This window comes from Halopiger aswanensis, from assembly GCF_003610195.1.
In the GTDB taxonomy this organism is placed as follows: Archaea; Halobacteriota; Halobacteria; order Halobacteriales; family Natrialbaceae; genus Halopiger; species Halopiger aswanensis.
This window is the reverse complement of record NZ_RAPO01000006.1, coordinates 90,562-106,157: the sequence shown is the minus strand read 5'-3', so window position 1 is coordinate 106,157 and position 15,596 is coordinate 90,562. Positions and strand designations below refer to the sequence as shown.

Sequence of the window (15,596 nt, the reverse complement as noted above, 5' to 3'; positions counted from 1 at the left end):
ACCCGGATCGACCGGATCGAGCGCGAGGCCGTCGAGTCGTTTAACGAGCACATGGACACCGTCCTCGAGATTCTCGAGTACGAGAACATCGACCGGATCTGGATCGAACGCGTCGGCCAGACGGTCCGCGAGGGCCGGCGGAAGGTCGAACAGACGGCCTTCGACCTCCACATCGTCCGCAGCACCGAGGAGGGCAGCACCTACGAGGACACGATCAACCACTTGAGCGAGAGCGAACGCGAAGTGACGGGGCTGATCTTCGCGCTCGCGGGCTACCTCGTCCACGAGGTCTACGAGGAAGTCCCGTTCATGCTGCTCGACTCGCTCGAGGCGATCGACTCGGAGCGCATCGCCGCGCTGGTCGAGTACTTCGAGGAGCACACCGACTTCCTCGTGGTCGCCTTGCTCCCCGAGGACGCGCAGGCGATCGACGACCGCCACGAGCGGATCACGAGTATCTAAATCGGCGAGACGGGGCCGGACGACGGCGTCAGCGCCGCCAGAGTGGCAGCGTCACTCGAACGCCTGAATCCCCGTCAGTTCCTCCCCGAGGATCAGCGTGTGGATATCGTGGGTCCCCTCGTAGGTGTAGACCGTCTCCATGTTCGCCATGTGGCGCATCGGCGAGTAATCGGTCGTAATGCCGTTGCCGCCGAGCATCTCGCGGGCGACCTTCGACTGCTCGCGAGCCGTGCGGACGTTGTTGCGCTTGGCCATCGAGACGTGCTGGGGTCGCAGGTCGCCCCGCTCCTTGAGGTCGGCGAGCCGGTAGGCGAGCAACTGCGCGAGCGTGATCTGGGTCGCCATCTCCGCGAGCTTTTCCTGCTGTAACTGGAATCGGCCGATCGGCCCGCCGAACTGCTCGCGCTCGAGGGCGTACTCCCGGGCTTGCTCGAAGCAGTCGCGGGCGGCGCCGACGGCGCCCCAGGCGATGCCGTACCGGGCCTGCGTGAGACAGGACAGCGGCCCCTTCATCCCCGAAACGCCCGGCAGGACGTTTTCCTCGGGAACGAAGACGTCGCGGAGGCCGATCTCGCCCGTAATCGAGGCTCGCATCGAGAGCTTCTCGTCGATCTCGTTCGTGGTAACGCCGTCGCGATCGGTTTCGACGAGGAACCCGCGGACTGGTTCGTCGTCGCTCGAGCGGTCCCGCGCCCAGACGACGGCCAGATCGGCGATCGGCGCGTTCGTGATCCAGGTCTTCGAGCCGTTGAGGACGTAGCCCGAGCCGTCGCGCTCAGCGTTCGTTTCCATGCCGGCGGGGTTCGAGCCGTGTTCGGGTTCGGTCAGGCCGAAGCAGCCGACGGCTTCGCCCTCGCCGAGCGCGGGGAGCCACCGCTCCTTCTGGGCCTCGCTGCCGTAGGCGTGGATCGGGTACATCACGAGCGCCCCCTGGACGGAGGCCATCGAGCGCAGCCCCGAGTCGCCCGCCTCGAGTTCCTGCATCAAGAGCCCGTAGGCCGTCTCGGAGACGTTCGGCGAGCCGTACCCCTCGAGGTTGGGCGCGTAGAAACCGAGCTCGCCCATCTCGGGGATGAGTTCGGTCGGAAAGGTTCCGGCTTCGAAGTGATCGCCGATGTCCGGCTTGATCTGCTCCGTGACGAACTCCCTGGCGGTATCCCGGATCAGCCGCTCCTCCTCGTCGAGGTCGGCCTCGAGGTCGACGAAATCGAGCATACGTCGTCGTCTCCAACTGGCAGCATAGGGATTGTGGTCAGTCGGACCGATCGTTCGACACTACTCGGCCGGTCCGTACGGCGGCGATCCCCGCCTCACCCAACCTGTTAGGCACACCGCTTGTGTTCTGCTGCATGGTAACGGCTATCACCGTCCGCACCAGCGGACGGCACCCCGAAGTCACACATGGTATCTGTCGGGGGCATCCTCGTGCAGGCGTTGCCTACCGGCGTTCACCGGCGACCGATTCCCCCGTCGGTCGCCGCTACCCCTGCCCTCGCCCGTTGCTCGAGCCCGAGAGGGCCGATGCTTTTACGCTCCGCACCCAAGGGGCGGGTATGTCGCTGGAGCCGAGCGTCGATCCCGCCGCCGATCGGCGAGCGAACTACGATTACCGGAGCGACGACGTCGATCGCCCGGCGCTGGTCGACGACCTGGAACGGCTCGTCGACTGCGAGGTACGGGCCGACTCCTACTCGCGCCAACTGTACGCGACCGACGCGAGCGCCTACGAAGTGACGCCGATCGCCGTCGCCTTCCCCGAGTCGACGGGCGACGTCGCCGGCATCCTCGAATACTGCGCCGAGCGACGGATTCCGGTGCTCCCGCGGGGCGGCGGAACGAGCCTCGCGGGCCAGACGGTCAACCGGGCCGTCGTGCTCGATTTCACCCGCCACATGAACGAGATTCTCGAGATCGACCCCGACGGGCGGACGGCGACGGTCCAGCCCGGGACGATCCTCGGGACGTTAAACGAGGCGCTTTCCCCCCACGACCTCAAGTTCGCGCCCGATCCCGCGTGGGGAGACAAAAGCGCCATCGGCGGCGCCATCGGGAACAACTCGACGGGTTCGCACTCCTTGAAGTACGGCAAGACCGACGCCTACATCGAGTCCGCGGAGGTCGTCCTCGCCGACGGCACCGTCACCGAGTTCGGCGAGGTCACGCTCGAGGAAATCGAGGACCGCGCCGATCCCGACGGCGACCTCGAGGGGCGGATCTACGCCGAGGTGAACCGAATCCTCGAGGAGGAGGCCGAGCTGATCGAGGAAACGTATCCCGATCTCAAGCGGAACGTGTCAGGGTACAACCTCGATCGACTCGTCGCGGAGGCTCGAGGCGAGGAGCTTCCAGGAGGAGAGGAGACTGGCGAGCCCGGCACCGTCAACCTCGCGCGCCTGCTGGCCGGCAGCGAGGGCACGCTGGCCATCGTCACCGAGGTCACCGTCTCCCTCGAACCGGTGCCCGAGACGAAGGCCGTCTCACTGCTCTGTTACCGGGACCTCCACGAGGCGATGGAAGACGTCGAGCCGATCCTCGAGCACGATCCCGCGGCGGTCGAGGTATTGGACGACGTGCTGATCGACCTCGCGCGGGGAACCGCGGAGTTCGGCCCAGTCACCGAGATTCTGCCCGACGGCACCAACGCCGTCCTGCTCGTGGAGTTCTACGCCGAGGACGTCGATCACGGTCGCGAGCAGGTCGCCGGGCTGCTCGCGGACCGCTGTCCGGACGCCAGTGCTGAGGGCGAGCCGGCCGACGACGCACCGCGGACCGACGCCGCAACGCTCGCGATCGACGCCCTCGAGGCCTACGACGAGGAAGAGCGCGCGAAGCTCTGGAAGCTCCGCAAGTCCGGCCTCCCGATTCTGCTCTCGCGGACGACCGACGAGAAGCACATCAGCTTCATCGAGGACACCGCCGTGCCGCCCGCCAAACTGCCGGAGTTCGTCGAGGGATTCGAGGCGATCCTCGAGAACCACGACACCTACGCCAGCTTCTACGCTCACGCCGGCCCCGGCGTGCTCCACGTCCGGCCGCTCGTGAACACGAAGACCGACGTGGGCCTCGAGCAACTGCACGGAATCGCGGACGATGTGACCGACCTCGTGGTCGAACTGGGCGGCAGCGTCTCGGGCGAGCACGGCGACGGCCGCGCCCGAACCCAGTGGAATCGCAAGCTCTACCGCGAGGAACTCTGGCAAACCTTCCAGGACCTCAAGACGGCCTTCGACCCCGACTGGATCCTGAATCCCGGCCAGGTCGTCTTCCGCGAGGAGAATCCGACCGACCTGCGCGAGCACCTGCGGTTCGACCCCGACTACGAGTTCGAGGCCGGCTTCGAGCCCGAACTCGAGTGGGACAACGACAACGGCATGCAGGGCATGGTCGAGCTCTGTCACGGCTGCGGGGGCTGTCGCGGCCAGCAGTCCACGACGGGGGGCGTGATGTGCCCGACCTACCGGGCGAGCCGGGAGGAGATCACCGCCACGCGCGGCCGCGCAAACGCGCTCCGGCAGGCGATGAGCGGCAACTTAGAGCCCGAGGAAGCCTTCAGCGACGAGTTCGTCGAGGAAGTGATGGGGCTCTGTATCGGCTGCAAAGGGTGTTCGATCGACTGCCCGAGCGAGGTCGATATGGCGAAGCTCAAGGCCGAAGTCACCCACGAGTACCACCGGCGCAACGGCGCGACGCTCCGGGATCGGCTCTTCGCCAACGTCGCGACGCTCTCGAAACTGGGGAGTCGATTCGCGCCGCTCTCGAACGTCGCCTCGAAGGTTCCGGGCGCGCGCAAACTCCTCGAGGCGACTATCGGGATCGATTCGGATCGCCCGCTGCCCGAGTTCCGGTCGACGACGTTCCGTGATTGGTTCGAGCACCGCGGTGGGTCTCGGGTTTCCGAAGGGGAAGCCGACCGCAAGGCGATCCTCTACCCCGACACGTACACCAACTACAGCTACCCCGAGGCCGGCAAGGCGGCGGTCCGAGTGCTCGAGGCCGCCGGCGTCCACGTCGCCGTTCCCGACGATCCGGACCTGTGCGATACCGGCCGTCCGGCGTTCTCGAAGGGCTTCCTCGAGCAGGCCCGCGAGACCGCCGTCGAGAACGTCGAGGCGCTCGCGCCGCGGGTCGCCGACGGCTGGGACGTCGTCGTCATCGAGCCCTCGGACGCGGTCATGTTCCAGTCCGACTACCTCGACCTGCTCGACGACGAGGCCGCCGAAACCCTCGCGAGCGGAACCCACGGAGTCTGCGAGTACCTCGACAGCTTCCGGCTGGACGAGGAAATCGAGTTCGACGCGCCCGCGGAGACGCTGACCTACCACGGCCACTGCCACCAGAAGTCGACGGCGAAGGACCACCACGCGGTCGGCGTCCTCCGCCGCGCGGGCTACGCCGTCGACCCGCTCGACTCCGGCTGCTGCGGGATGGCCGGCTCGTTCGGGTACGAGGCCGAACACGCCTCGATGAGCGACGCGATCGCCGACATCCTCTACGAGCAGGTCGACGAGAGCGACGGCGACCGGGTCGTCGCGCCCGGCGCCTCCTGTCGCACCCAACTCGAGGGGCGACCCGGCGCCGACGAGAAGCCGCCGACGCCGATCGAGGCCGTCGCCGAGGCGCTCGAGTAATCGGTCATCGGACGCAGCTATCACTCAGTAGCGCTGGGCCGTTCACTCGCTCGCCGAAATCCCCGTCACACACAGCTCGTCATCGGTGATCTGACAATCCGTCGTGTCGTTACAATCATTCTCGCCCTTTTCGCACGTCGCTACCTGAACGACGTCCTCGAGCGCCCGCAGGCGCTCAGCGACCGCTACCCCGCGGTCAGTCAGCCGGTACTGCGTCGTCGGCGGAGTGGTCGCTTCGACGGATCGGTCGACCAATCCGTGACACTCGAGTTCGCTGAGCCGACGCGAAAGCATCGTCGCAGTAATTCCGTCGAGTTCGGCTTTCATGTCGTTGAATCCGTGGTCTCCGTCAGTCAGCAGTCGGAGCACGTGGCTCGTCCATTTCGCACCGAGCAGGCTGTGGAGCGAGTGCCAGATCGCTTGCCAGTCCGAATCGGTCATGAGTCGACGATACGCGCGACGCGGAGATACGGCTATTGGTAGGTTTCACCGCTGAAACCACCTTTCTGTCACGGTACTGTCTAATATATGGCCTCGAGGCGCGTAGCGTGAATCGAGATGCCGACAAACACCGATACCGACACCGACGCTCGTCCGACAGTTACCGTCGAAGACCGCCCGGCCGACTCGTATCCGCGGCGAACGCTGCTGGTCGACTTCCTGTTCCTCGATCGAGACCGGTGCGATCGCTGTCGCGGCACCGAAGCGTCGCTGCACGAGGCCCTCGAGCGACTCGAGCCGATCTTCGACGTCCTCGACGTCGAAGTCGTCGTCAGAAACGTCCACGTGACGAGCGAAGTCGCTGCGCGCCGAACCCGGCTGGAAAGTTCCCCGACCGTTCGGATCGACGGACGCGACGTCCAACCGGCGTTCGACGAGAGTTCGTGCGAAACCTGTGGTGACCTTTGTTCCGCCGAGGCCGGAATCAACTGCCGAACCTGGACCTATCGCGGCGAGCAGCACGCGCAGGCGCCGCCGGACCTGCTCCTCGAGGCGCTGCTGCGGGCCGCGCTGTCGCCGCGCGATCGGGCGCGCTCGGCACCTCGAGAACCCTACCGCGTTCCCGAAAACCTTCAGCGGTTCTTCGGGGACGATGGGTCCGGTCCTCCTGCGGCGGAGCGAACCGATCCCTGCTGTTGATCGAGATTACAGGATTTTGAAGCCGTAGAGCAGCATCAGGAGACCTACGGCACTCATACAAAGACCGAGCACGCCACCCCCAACTCGATATCGGTACTCGTCCTCGAGCGCCGGCAGCGACGGTGTGCCCACGAGAAACGGAGCCGACCGCCAGCGGCTCGAACTGCCCGCGCTACTGGAGACGACGCCGTCCTCGAGGTGACCGACGACCGCCACCTGCGCACCCGGAACGAGGGCGTCTTCCTCGTAGCGGCGGGAGCGGGTCGTGCCGTTCAGCGCTTGCGTCTCTAGAAAGAGCGATTCGATCCGCTCCGGCGCTTGCTCGTCGCCGGCGACCTCGATGGTCTCCACCCGACGGAGTTCGAACGTCGCATCCGCCGGTTCGACGCGAACGCGACCCGTACCGTCGTCGATCGCGAACGGGACGTGCTCAGCGAATAGTCCCGCCGCCCGCCAGTCGTCCTCGTCTACAGCATCGGCGGCCGGGTCGCCGTAATCGTCCTTGGGCTCGAAGACCGTGCTCTCGAAAACCAGTGCCTCGGTTCCGGTAAACGGCGCTTCGACGGTACCGTCGGTCGAAACTGCCGTTCCCTCGAGGGCAACCAGCTGCGATCGACCGTCGGCTTCGGATTGCTCGTGTTCACGGTTATCGGCGGTCCCACTGGCGGTTGTGGGTAGTAGTTCGCCGATACGGGTCCGCTCGAGGTCACCCAGTCGCCTCGCAGTGCGGATCGAAGCGATCGCCCGTCCGACCATCAAGACGCCCGTCGTGAGGACTGGTGCCGCAGCACCGGCGATACGGCGGGTGCGGAACCGATTGACACCCTCCGACGGCTGACCGCCAGCGACGACGGCGGTCATCGCGAAAACGATAACGACGCAGCATATCCAGACCGACCACCGGTCGAGGCCGTAATCTCGCTCGAGGCGCTCGAGTCTGGCGCTCGGCGAGTAGTGGACGGGGACGAGCAGCCCCAGCGAGACGACCGCGAATATGCCGAGCAAGAATAGGTCGAGCGTCTCGAGTGGAAGCCCGCCGTCCGTCATCGCAGGACGATGTCACCGCGATCCCGAAAAGATACCGATCGGACAGGTACTGACCGCGTTGCAGATCAATGAGCGGGTGCAGATCGCGGCGGTGATCACCGAGCGGCTATAGCGCACCCCAACGACCGGTTCTACCGGAACAGCGTTCACTGTTGGCCAGGCCCGTTAAGAGTGCACCACCGAAACGAGCTATTCATGTCGAAATCCGACCGCGATCGAGACGGTTCGCAATCCGATTGGAGTCTCTACGTCGAAGACGGCGTGCTCATCGCCGAGTTCCCCGAAGGGATGCCTTCCGAACGATCCGAGTACGAGAAGGTCAACGAACGATTCGAAACCTTGGCCGCGCGACCGAACGTTCACGCCCATCTCTCGTGGCTGAAGATGGATTCCGCGCTGAACGCCGACGTCTTCGAGAAGGCTCAGGAAGCGGCGGTCATCGGCCTCGAGTACGACATCACCAAGTGGGTGATGGTCTCCGACGGGATCAAGCACATGGCGCTGGAGAGCCAGGTCGGCGACGTGGCGGGTCTCGAGACGAACACGGCGAACACGTTCGAGGAAGGCATGGACTGGGCGCGGAACTGACCGGTCGCTGTCGGGCTGTACTCTTCTCTACAGTTTCATCCAGTAGGCGTGTCGAACGCCCGATACGTCGCCGGAAACGGGACCCTTTTGCAACGCGCGTCCGAACCGGCGTACATGGCTCAAACGACGCAGGAGTTCGGCGAGTGGCCGCTCAAGCGGCTGATGACCGAGGTGGTCGGCTCCGGTCCGAAGTCCGCCGAAGACATGACCCGCGAGCAGGCCCGGGAGGCACTGCAGCGGATCTTCGCCGGCGAACCGGACGAGACGACGCTGGGCGCGTTCTGGCTGGCGAACCGCTGGAAGCGCAACAACGCCGAGGAGCTGGCGGCCTACACCGACGTCATGCGCGAGGAGTCGGTAGTCACCGCCGAACCCGACGCCGATCCGGTCGACTGCGGTGCGAACTACGACGGGAAGCACACCTCCGCCCTGCTCGGCGTCGGTGCGGGCATCGTCGCCGCCGCCGCGGGAACGCCGATCGTCGTCCACTCGGGCGACCGGGTCCCCACGCAGAAGGAAACGGCGTACAAGCACGTCCTCGAGGAACTCGGCGTTCGGACCGAGCTCGAACCCGAAGCGAGCGCCGACATGGTTGATGAGACCGGCTTCGGCTTCTACTACCAGCCCGCGTTCAATCCCGCCGTCCACGCCCTGCACGACCGGCGCGATCAGATGGGCGTGCGCACGTTCATCAACACGATCGAGACCGTCGCCAACCCCGCGAACGCCGACGTCCACCTGGGGTCGTTCTACCACCTCGCGTTCGCGAAGAAGCTGACCGACCTCATCCGGGAAAGCGAACAACTCGACTACTCGCGAGCCATCTTCTTCCAGGGGATGGAGGGCTACGACGACATCCGGCCCGGCTACACGAAAGTCGCTGAGTGGAACGCGGGCGAGGACCTCGAGGACTACGAAATCGAGACCGCCGAGTACGGCATGGAGATGGAAAACGAGGACCTCGAGGTCGACGACGTAGCCACCGATTCGGCGACCATCACCGAGGACGTGCTGGCCGGCGAACGCGAGGACGACTTCGCCGACGCCATCGCCCTCAACGCTGCGCTTCGCATGTACGCCCGCGAAGACGTCGACAGCCTCGAGGACGGCCTCGAGCGCGCTCGAGAGGTTATCGCGGACGGCAGCGCCGAAGCGGTGCTCGAGGACCTGCGCGAGTTCTGACTGCTCGCGATCGGTGCCAGTGTCCCGTCTCGCTCGAGTTCGTCCCAGTGGAAACGATATGCAGAGCGCCGTGAATCAGCGTGGGACCACGCAGACCGTCACCGAAAGCTACTGCGTGTGACGTAATTCGCTGGAGAAGCAGGGTCGACTCGGATTTGAACAACGCGAAGCGGTCCGGGTCGCTCACTACGTTCGCTTCCCGGGCTGCGACTCCTCTCGTTCAAATCATCGCGGATCCATATCTGCGGCTCACGGGTTTGTTCGCCGCAAGAATATGGGCCGACTCGGATTTGAACCGAGAACCTCCACCTTATCAGAGTGGCGCTCAACCTAATTGAGCTATCGGCCCGCGTCTGCACTCGTTTGTTGCCGGGTCATATGTTTAAGCGTTTCTTTCCGGACCTGCTATGGGAACTGCTACCGAGAGAACCCGTCGCCGTCGTCCGATTCCTCGCCCTCGTCGCTCCCGATATCGATTCGGGTGCCGTCCCCGCTCGAGGGGTCGTCCGTGTTGACGGTGTAGGAATCGCTTCCGAGGTCGTAGGTGCCGTCAGCGCCGCTCGAGCCGCCGGTACTGGGTCCAGATCCGGGTCCGTTTCCGGGCGAGCCCTGGCCGGGAGTTCCCGGCCCCTGGCCCCGTCCGTCGTCCGGGAACCCGAAGGTCCAGACGCCGCCGCTCGCGAACCCGCCCGTCTTCTTGTCCGCGTAGGGGACGATCACGTAGCGCTTGAGCAGGGCGCGGATCGGAACCCGAGTTAGCGGCACCGCGAGCAGAAACCCGAGGAGGTCCGTCACAAGTCCGGGGGTCAGCAGGAACGCTCCGGCGGCGATCAGGAGCCCGCCGTCGAGTAGTTCGTTCGTCGGCGGCTTCCCCTGTGCCAGCGAGCGTTGCATTTTCCCGATCGTGCGCCGGCCTTCGGCGCGAACCAGAAGCATGCCCACCAGCCCCGTCAGGACGACGAGCAGGACCATCAGCGGCCAGGTGAGCGCATTGAACTGCGTGACGATAATCCCGAGCAACACGGCGTCGAGGAACGGGATGAGCAACAACGCCAGAATCCACCGGAGCATGCCTCGATATAGCCGGCGAAGCGTGAAAACCCTTTACTCTCAATTTCGGGAGACGAATTCGGGCCGTCGCCCACCGGCGCCCCTCGAGCAGGTGCTCGAACCGCCGCCGTGCCGCGAGCGAAGGCCTTACGCCCGCGACACACTACCACCCGGTATGGACGACGACGCAACCCGCGTCGAGTGGCGCGAGTGGGGTCAGGACGCCTTCGACGAGGCCGCGGCGGCCGATACCCCCGTCTTGCTCTCGCTCACCGCGACGTGGTGCGACCACTGCCACGAGATGGACGCGGAAACCTACGCCGAGCCCCGGATCGCGGCGAACATCAACGACAGCTTCGTCCCCGTCCGGGTCGACGTCGATCGCTACCCGCGCGTGCGCGATCGGTACAACATGGGCGGCTTCCCCTCGACCGTCTTCCTCGCACCCGACGGCAACGTCCTGACGGGCGCGGGCTACCTCGGCGCCGACGGGATGCGCCAGGTGCTCGACAGCGTCCGGACGATGTGGCAAACCAAGGGCAGCGGCGCCGCGCGCGTCCCCCGGCCGCTCCGGGAGGACAACCCGCCGGCCGGCGAGCTCACCGACGACATCGAGGCCGCGATGCTCGGCCAGCTCACCGAGACCTACGACGAGGTCGCCGGCGGCTGGGGCCAGAGTCCGAAGTTTCCGCTGCCCGACGCTCTCGAGTTCGCACTCAAGCGCGACCGCGAAATGGCGCTGCGCTCGTTCGATGCGGTCAGCGCAAACCTGCTGGACGAGTACGACGGCGGCTTCTACCGCTTCGCCACCGATCGGGACTGGGGCGGCGTCCAGCGCGAGAAACTATTGGACTCCAACGGCGGCCTCGTGCGCGCGTTCGCGAACGCCTACCTGCTGACGGGCAAGAACGAGTACCGCGAGCCCGCCGAGCGCACGATCGACTTCCTGACGACGACGCTGTGGAACGGCGACGTCGACGGCTTCGCCAACAGCCAGGCCCCCGGCGAGGACGACGCCTACAGCCTCGACGCGACCGACCGAGCGTCCGCGGACGAACCGCCGGTCGACGACGGCGTCTTCGCCGGGCCGAACGCACTCGCGATCGACGGGCTGCTCACCTACTACGCTTACACCGACGACGAACGCGCCCGTCGCTACGCCGAGCGCGCGCTCGCCACGCTGCGCGAGGACCTGCTCGCGGCAGACGGCGTCGTCGCGCATCAGCACACCGCGGACGGGACCGACGCGCCGACGCCGCTGCTGACGAATCAGGCCCGCGCCCTCGAGGCGCTGACGACCGCCGCGAGCGTGCTCGACACGGAGTTCCTCGCGGACGCCCAGCGGGTCGCAGACGCGACGATCGAGCACCTCCACGACGAGGATTCGTTCGTCGACGGTCCCGCAGAGGGGGTTGGGCTGCTCGACCGGCCGCTCCGACCGCTGGACGCCAACGTCGCGTTCGCGGACGCGCTGATCGACCTCGCGGAACTTACGGAAGGAACCGACGAAACCGACGCGGACGCCGACCGCTACCGCGAGTACGCCCGCGAGACGCTCGAGGCCTTCGCCGGCGCAAGTGACCGCTTCGGCGTCCAAATCGCGCGGTACGCGACGGCAGCTTCGCGACTGCTCGAGGGACCGCTCGCCATCCGCGTCGCGGCCGAGCCGGGTTCGGACCTCCACCGTGCGGCGCTCCGGCTGGCGGACCACGAGAAGGTCGTCGTGCCCGACGCGTCGGACGCGACGCTCGAGGCGGGCACGGCCCGCGTCGAACGCGGCGACCACGTCTCCGAACCCGCCGAAACTCCAGAGCAGTTGAGCGAGCGCGTACAAACCGTTCTCGACTGAGTTGCGCGCGTAATCGGTCCGAACGTTTCCAGTTCAAACCACCATAGCGTTTATATTTCGGCGGCGAATCGCTTCGGGTATGGCCAGTCTCCGGGACCTCGGGCTCTCCGAGTACGAAGCGCGAGCGTATCGTGCGCTGTTGAATACGGGCCCGACAACCGCTAAGGAGTTGTCACGGGCGAGCGACGTTCCGATGGGACGGATCTACGACGTCCTCAACAGCATCGAACAGTACAACCTCGTCCGGAGCCAGACCGCGAGCCGGCCGAAGAAGTACGTCGCCGTCGAGCCCTCGACCGCGCTCGATCGCCTCCTCGACGACAAGAAGCGCGAACTCGAGGAGAAGGCCGAACAGTACGAGTCGATCGTCGACGACCTTTCGGACGAACTCGACGCCGCGGATCCGGTCGAGGACCAGTTCTGGACCGCCGCAGTCGGTCCCGAGGAAACGACGGACCTCCTGCTCGAGCGACTGGCGGCCGCGGACGACCACATCGTGATGGTCGTCGCGAACCCGGCGCCGCGGCGGGACGTTCAGGCGCTAAGCGAGGACGTCACCGCGCAACTCGAGGACGCGCTCGACCGCGGGGTGTCGGTCGACGTCCTGATGACGCGACAGATGGTGCCGGCGCTCTCCGAACGGGTCGGCCGGCGGTACCGGGAGACGCTCCAGGCTCGCGACGACTTCGACGTTCGGACGAACGAGGACGTAACGGGGACGTTCAACCTCATCGACGACGTCGAGGTCTGTATTCAGGTGCCGAACCCGCTCTCGTCGGGCGAGGCGTTCGGGATGATCGATCTGAAGGATCCGGAGTTCGCGGCGAGCGTCCACGACGAGTTCGTCCCGCGGTGGGAAGAAGCGGAGCCGCTGACCTTTTAATAGCTACGCTAACTTCCTTCGCCGTTGACTTCTTTCCGCAGCGTCTCCATCTCGACGACGCGCTCGGCGTGGGCGTTGTGCTGGTGGATCGACTCGTCGTTGGACTGTTTCATCGTGATGACCGCGTCGTCCGCGAGGTGGTCGAACTCGTCGACGACGCCCTCGGCCATCGAGCGCACGCAGTCCTCGACGAACTTCGCGTCCGCGTGGGCCGCGTAGGTCATGTGATCCTCGTCGGGGCGCTTCGCGAGGTTGTAAATCCGTGCGCTCATCGAGTCGCGAGCGACGTCGATGATGTCGTTGAGGTCGATGTCCGGATCGCCGTTCGCCTCGACGGTCAGCGTCGCGTGCCCGCGCTGGGAGTGGCCCGGCTGCGGGACTTCGTCGAGGAACTCCGTGATCGTCTCCTCGTCGACGCCCAGATCCTCGAGCGTCTGCTTCGCGCGCGCGGCGGACATCCCCTGCGAGCAGGGACAGACGGTCATGCCCGTCACTTCGGCGCCGATCTCCTCGCGCGTGCCCTCCTCGGTCGCCGTCGCGGCGGCGATGATATCGACCGTGTGCTGGGTCTCGCGGTCGCTGGCGGGCGTCTGCTCGCGGCGCATGAACTCGGCCTCCATCGAGACCTCCGCGCGCGAGGTGTAGTCGTGTTTCTCGAGGAGCCGCTCGGCGGCGTCGCCGCAGACCTCCTCGACGCGGTAGGCTTCCTCGCGGGTCGCGTCCTCGAGGATTTCGTCGATAACCTCCATGTTGCGGCTCATGTCCGCGCCCTTGCGCCAGGCGGGGAGGTCGACGAAGACCTCGAACTCGGCGGTGAGGACGATCGGGCGCTTGTCCTCGCGGGCGATCTTGACGAGCTTTTCGACGCCGGTGACGCCGACTTGACTCAGGCCGACGGTGACGTCGGGCGACGTCGCCTGCACGTCCGGAAGCTGGTGACTCATTGGCCGTACTCAGGCCAGCGGCCGATTATGCCTTTCGGAACGAACAGTTTGCCGCCGGTTTATCGACGTGCACACGCCAGCGGCGGCCAATCAGGGTCGTTGCGAGACTGGGGGTCGCAGCTATCCGCCCGTTCGGGTTCGAGCGTACTCGATCCGCAGCCACGCTCGAGTTTCTTTAAGTGGTTCTGGTCATAAGGTGAAGATACGACGGAGACTCGCCGTTCTCGGGGTGCACTTATCTGGGATAGCGACGGATCGGTCGCTAAATCTGCTCCGATCCCATCTCCGCTTTAAGTGTCTCTAGCCACAAGGTAGAGCTATGACGAGAGGACGGTCGTTCTCGAGGAATCTACGTTCGAGCTACTGCCATCTCGGTAACCGGCTCTAATCCGGATCGTTCTTTAAGTGCCTCTGGTCACAAGATGAAGCTATGACGGGGAACCGCCGTCCTCGCGGCGGTTCATTACTGCTGCCTCAGCCTGTTCAGCAGTAGCTCTGGTTTCGACGTCTGACCCGGACGAACGGAGAACAGGGAGAAACCAGAACCTCGCTTGACGTTTCGTTTGCCTACACCGGCTCGCCGAACGCGTACATCGTCTCGTGGGCCGTCACCTCGAGGTCGACGAAGTCGCCGGGCTCTAAGCCGTGGTCGCTCGCGTTTTGAACGATGATCTGGCGGTAGGCGGAGTCGCGACACTTCACGGAGTCGGCGGTTCCCTCCTCGACGACGAGGCAGTCCTCGCGACGTTCGCCGACCATGTCTTCGTAGGCGTCGGCGACGATCTCGCGCTTGAGTTCGCTCATCTCCTTGGAGCGTTCCTTCTTGACCGTTCCACCGAGCCCCTTCATGTCGGCGGCGTCGGTGCCGGGGCGCTTCGAGAAGCGGGTGACGTTGATCTTCTCCGGGCGGGTCTCGCGCAGGAGGGCCATCGATTGCTCGTGGTCGTGGTCGGTCTCGGTCGGGAAACCGACGATGAAGTCCGTCGAGAGCGTCCAGTAATCGAGGTGGTCGTCGAACGTTTCGACGACCTCGACGTACTCCTCGACCTGGTGCTGGCGGCGCATGTCGCCGAGCACGTCGTCGCTGCCCGACTGGACGGGCGCGTGCAGGAAGTCGTAGAGTTCGTCGTGTTCGGCGAAGACCTCGGCTAACTCCTCGCGGATGCCGTGGACGCCCTTCGGGTTGGCCATCCCCACGCGGACGCGGAAGTCGCCCTCGATCTCGCAGATGCGCTCGAGCAGTTCGTGGAGCTTGCGCTCGCCCTTGTCCCAGCCGTAGACGCCGGTGTCCTGGCCCGTGATCCGGATTTCCTTCGCGCCGGCGTGGATCAGCGCGCGGGCCTTCTCGACGTTCTCCTCGACCGGCGGCGAGTCGATCTTGCCGGTCGCCTCCTTCGTGATGCAGTACGAACAGTTGGACATGCAGCCCCGCGCGATCGGGAGGATGCCGACGACGCCGTCCAGAATGGGTTCGGCGTCGGGCGTCGTCGTCGGACACTCGCCGTTCGTGACGGCCTGGGGGACCTCGTCCCAGTGAAGTACCTGCCCGTCGATGTCGGCCGCGCGGAACTCCTCGCCCTGTGCGAGGGCCATGCAGCCGGTGATGAACAGATCCGCGGTCTCGTCGGCCAGTTCCTCGGCGCGGCGGAGCATGTTCCGCTCGGTCTTCTCGACGACGGTACAGGTGTTGAGGATGGCGACGTCGGCCTCCTCGGGGCCGTCGACCCGGTAGTGGCCGGCATCGCGGAGCCGTCGCTCGATCTCGCGGCTCTCGCCGCGATTGGACGTGCAACCGTACGTTTCGATGTGGTACCGGGCCATTC

Annotated in this window: 12 protein-coding genes, 1 tRNA gene and 1 pseudogene; 7 read left to right on the top strand and 7 right to left on the bottom strand. The window is 65.9% G+C overall.

Annotated elements, in window-relative coordinates; all coding sequences use genetic code 11:
* Positions 1-462: pseudogene (locus ATJ93_RS21710) on the top strand (archaea-specific SMC-related protein); the annotation flags it as partial.
* Positions 463-513: 51 nt separating this feature from the next.
* On the opposite strand, the gene ATJ93_RS21705 reads toward ATJ93_RS21710, so the two are convergent.
* On the bottom strand, positions 514-1,677 hold the full coding sequence (locus tag ATJ93_RS21705; RefSeq protein ID WP_120246764.1) for an acyl-CoA dehydrogenase family protein: 1,164 nt from the start codon (positions 1,675-1,677) through the stop codon (positions 514-516).
* A gap of 338 nt (positions 1,678-2,015) precedes the next feature.
* On the opposite strand from ATJ93_RS21705, the gene ATJ93_RS21700 reads away from it, so the two are divergent.
* Positions 2,016-5,090: an FAD-binding and (Fe-S)-binding domain-containing protein gene (locus ATJ93_RS21700; protein ID WP_120246763.1), complete on the top strand. Its 3,075-nt coding sequence runs from the start codon at positions 2,016-2,018 to the stop codon at positions 5,088-5,090.
* A gap of 42 nt (positions 5,091-5,132) precedes the next feature.
* Here ATJ93_RS21700 and ATJ93_RS21695 read toward each other — a convergent pair whose 3' ends face one another.
* Positions 5,133-5,531 (bottom strand): winged helix-turn-helix transcriptional regulator, encoded by a 399-nt coding sequence (locus tag ATJ93_RS21695; protein ID WP_120246762.1) that lies wholly within the window; start codon positions 5,529-5,531, stop codon positions 5,133-5,135.
* A gap of 117 nt (positions 5,532-5,648) precedes the next feature.
* Here ATJ93_RS21695 and ATJ93_RS21690 point away from each other — a divergent pair, with 117 nt between their 5' ends.
* On the top strand, positions 5,649-6,230 hold the full coding sequence (locus tag ATJ93_RS21690; RefSeq protein ID WP_120246761.1) for a DUF2703 domain-containing protein: 582 nt from the start codon (positions 5,649-5,651) through the stop codon (positions 6,228-6,230).
* Positions 6,231-6,236: 6 nt separating this feature from the next.
* Here the strand turns inward: ATJ93_RS21690 and ATJ93_RS21685 are convergent, their stop codons facing one another.
* A complete protein-coding gene (locus tag ATJ93_RS21685) occupies positions 6,237-7,277 on the bottom strand; it encodes a GIDE domain-containing protein (protein WP_120246760.1) in 1,041 nt (346 codons plus the stop codon).
* Between the two features lie 195 nt (positions 7,278-7,472).
* Between ATJ93_RS21685 and ATJ93_RS21680 the strand changes: the two genes are divergently transcribed.
* Together ATJ93_RS21680 and ATJ93_RS21675 are read left to right on the top strand one after the other, a co-directional pair.
* Positions 7,473-7,865 (top strand): hypothetical protein, encoded by a 393-nt coding sequence (locus ATJ93_RS21680; protein ID WP_120246759.1) that lies wholly within the window; start codon positions 7,473-7,475, stop codon positions 7,863-7,865.
* Positions 7,866-7,979: 114 nt separating this feature from the next.
* Positions 7,980-9,047 (top strand): anthranilate phosphoribosyltransferase, encoded by a 1,068-nt coding sequence (locus ATJ93_RS21675; RefSeq protein WP_120246758.1) that lies wholly within the window; start codon positions 7,980-7,982, stop codon positions 9,045-9,047.
* A gap of 275 nt (positions 9,048-9,322) precedes the next feature.
* On the opposite strand, the gene ATJ93_RS21670 is transcribed toward ATJ93_RS21675, so the two are convergent.
* Together ATJ93_RS21670 and ATJ93_RS21665 are read right to left on the bottom strand one after the other, a co-directional pair.
* Positions 9,323-9,396, bottom strand: a tRNA-Ile gene (locus tag ATJ93_RS21670).
* Between the two features lie 68 nt (positions 9,397-9,464).
* Positions 9,465-10,118 (bottom strand): FxsA family protein, encoded by a 654-nt coding sequence (locus ATJ93_RS21665; protein WP_120246757.1) that lies wholly within the window; start codon positions 10,116-10,118, stop codon positions 9,465-9,467.
* Between the two features lie 154 nt (positions 10,119-10,272).
* Here ATJ93_RS21665 and ATJ93_RS21660 point away from each other — a divergent pair, with 154 nt between their 5' ends.
* Positions 10,273-11,946 (top strand): DUF255 domain-containing protein, encoded by a 1,674-nt coding sequence (locus tag ATJ93_RS21660; RefSeq protein WP_120246756.1) that lies wholly within the window; start codon positions 10,273-10,275, stop codon positions 11,944-11,946.
* 79 nt (positions 11,947-12,025) lie between these two features.
* Positions 12,026-12,829: a TrmB family transcriptional regulator gene (locus ATJ93_RS21655; protein WP_120246755.1), complete on the top strand. Its 804-nt coding sequence runs from the start codon at positions 12,026-12,028 to the stop codon at positions 12,827-12,829.
* 8 nt (positions 12,830-12,837) lie between these two features.
* Here ATJ93_RS21655 and mptA read toward each other — a convergent pair whose 3' ends face one another.
* Together mptA and ATJ93_RS21645 are read right to left on the bottom strand one after the other, a co-directional pair.
* Positions 12,838-13,773, bottom strand: a complete 936-nt coding sequence (gene mptA / locus ATJ93_RS21650; protein ID WP_120246754.1) for a GTP cyclohydrolase MptA — start codon at positions 13,771-13,773, stop codon at positions 12,838-12,840.
* Between the two features lie 567 nt (positions 13,774-14,340).
* Positions 14,341-15,594, bottom strand: coding sequence for a tRNA (N(6)-L-threonylcarbamoyladenosine(37)-C(2))-methylthiotransferase (locus tag ATJ93_RS21645; RefSeq protein ID WP_120246753.1), 1,254 nt, complete (start codon positions 15,592-15,594; stop codon positions 14,341-14,343).
* Positions 15,595-15,596 lie beyond the last annotated feature (2 nt).

Bases quoted from the DNA above. Each gene is read 5' to 3' on its own strand.
- ATJ93_RS21705 (WP_120246764.1), bottom strand. From the start codon at position 1,677: ATGCTCGATTTCGTCGACCTCGAGGCCGACCTCGACGAGGAGGAGCGG.
- ATJ93_RS21700 (WP_120246763.1), top strand. From the start codon at position 2,016: ATGTCGCTGGAGCCGAGCGTCGATCCCGCCGCCGATCGGCGAGCGAAC.
- ATJ93_RS21695 (WP_120246762.1), bottom strand. From the start codon at position 5,531: ATGACCGATTCGGACTGGCAAGCGATCTGGCACTCGCTCCACAGCCTG.
- ATJ93_RS21690 (WP_120246761.1), top strand. From the start codon at position 5,649: ATGCCGACAAACACCGATACCGACACCGACGCTCGTCCGACAGTTACC.
- ATJ93_RS21685 (WP_120246760.1), bottom strand. From the start codon at position 7,277: ATGACGGACGGCGGGCTTCCACTCGAGACGCTCGACCTATTCTTGCTC.
- ATJ93_RS21680 (WP_120246759.1), top strand. From the start codon at position 7,473: ATGTCGAAATCCGACCGCGATCGAGACGGTTCGCAATCCGATTGGAGT.
- ATJ93_RS21675 (WP_120246758.1), top strand. From the start codon at position 7,980: ATGGCTCAAACGACGCAGGAGTTCGGCGAGTGGCCGCTCAAGCGGCTG.
- ATJ93_RS21665 (WP_120246757.1), bottom strand. From the start codon at position 10,118: ATGCTCCGGTGGATTCTGGCGTTGTTGCTCATCCCGTTCCTCGACGCC.
- ATJ93_RS21660 (WP_120246756.1), top strand. From the start codon at position 10,273: ATGGACGACGACGCAACCCGCGTCGAGTGGCGCGAGTGGGGTCAGGAC.
- ATJ93_RS21655 (WP_120246755.1), top strand. From the start codon at position 12,026: ATGGCCAGTCTCCGGGACCTCGGGCTCTCCGAGTACGAAGCGCGAGCG.
- mptA (WP_120246754.1), bottom strand. From the start codon at position 13,773: ATGAGTCACCAGCTTCCGGACGTGCAGGCGACGTCGCCCGACGTCACC.
- ATJ93_RS21645 (WP_120246753.1), bottom strand. From the start codon at position 15,594: ATGGCCCGGTACCACATCGAAACGTACGGTTGCACGTCCAATCGCGGC.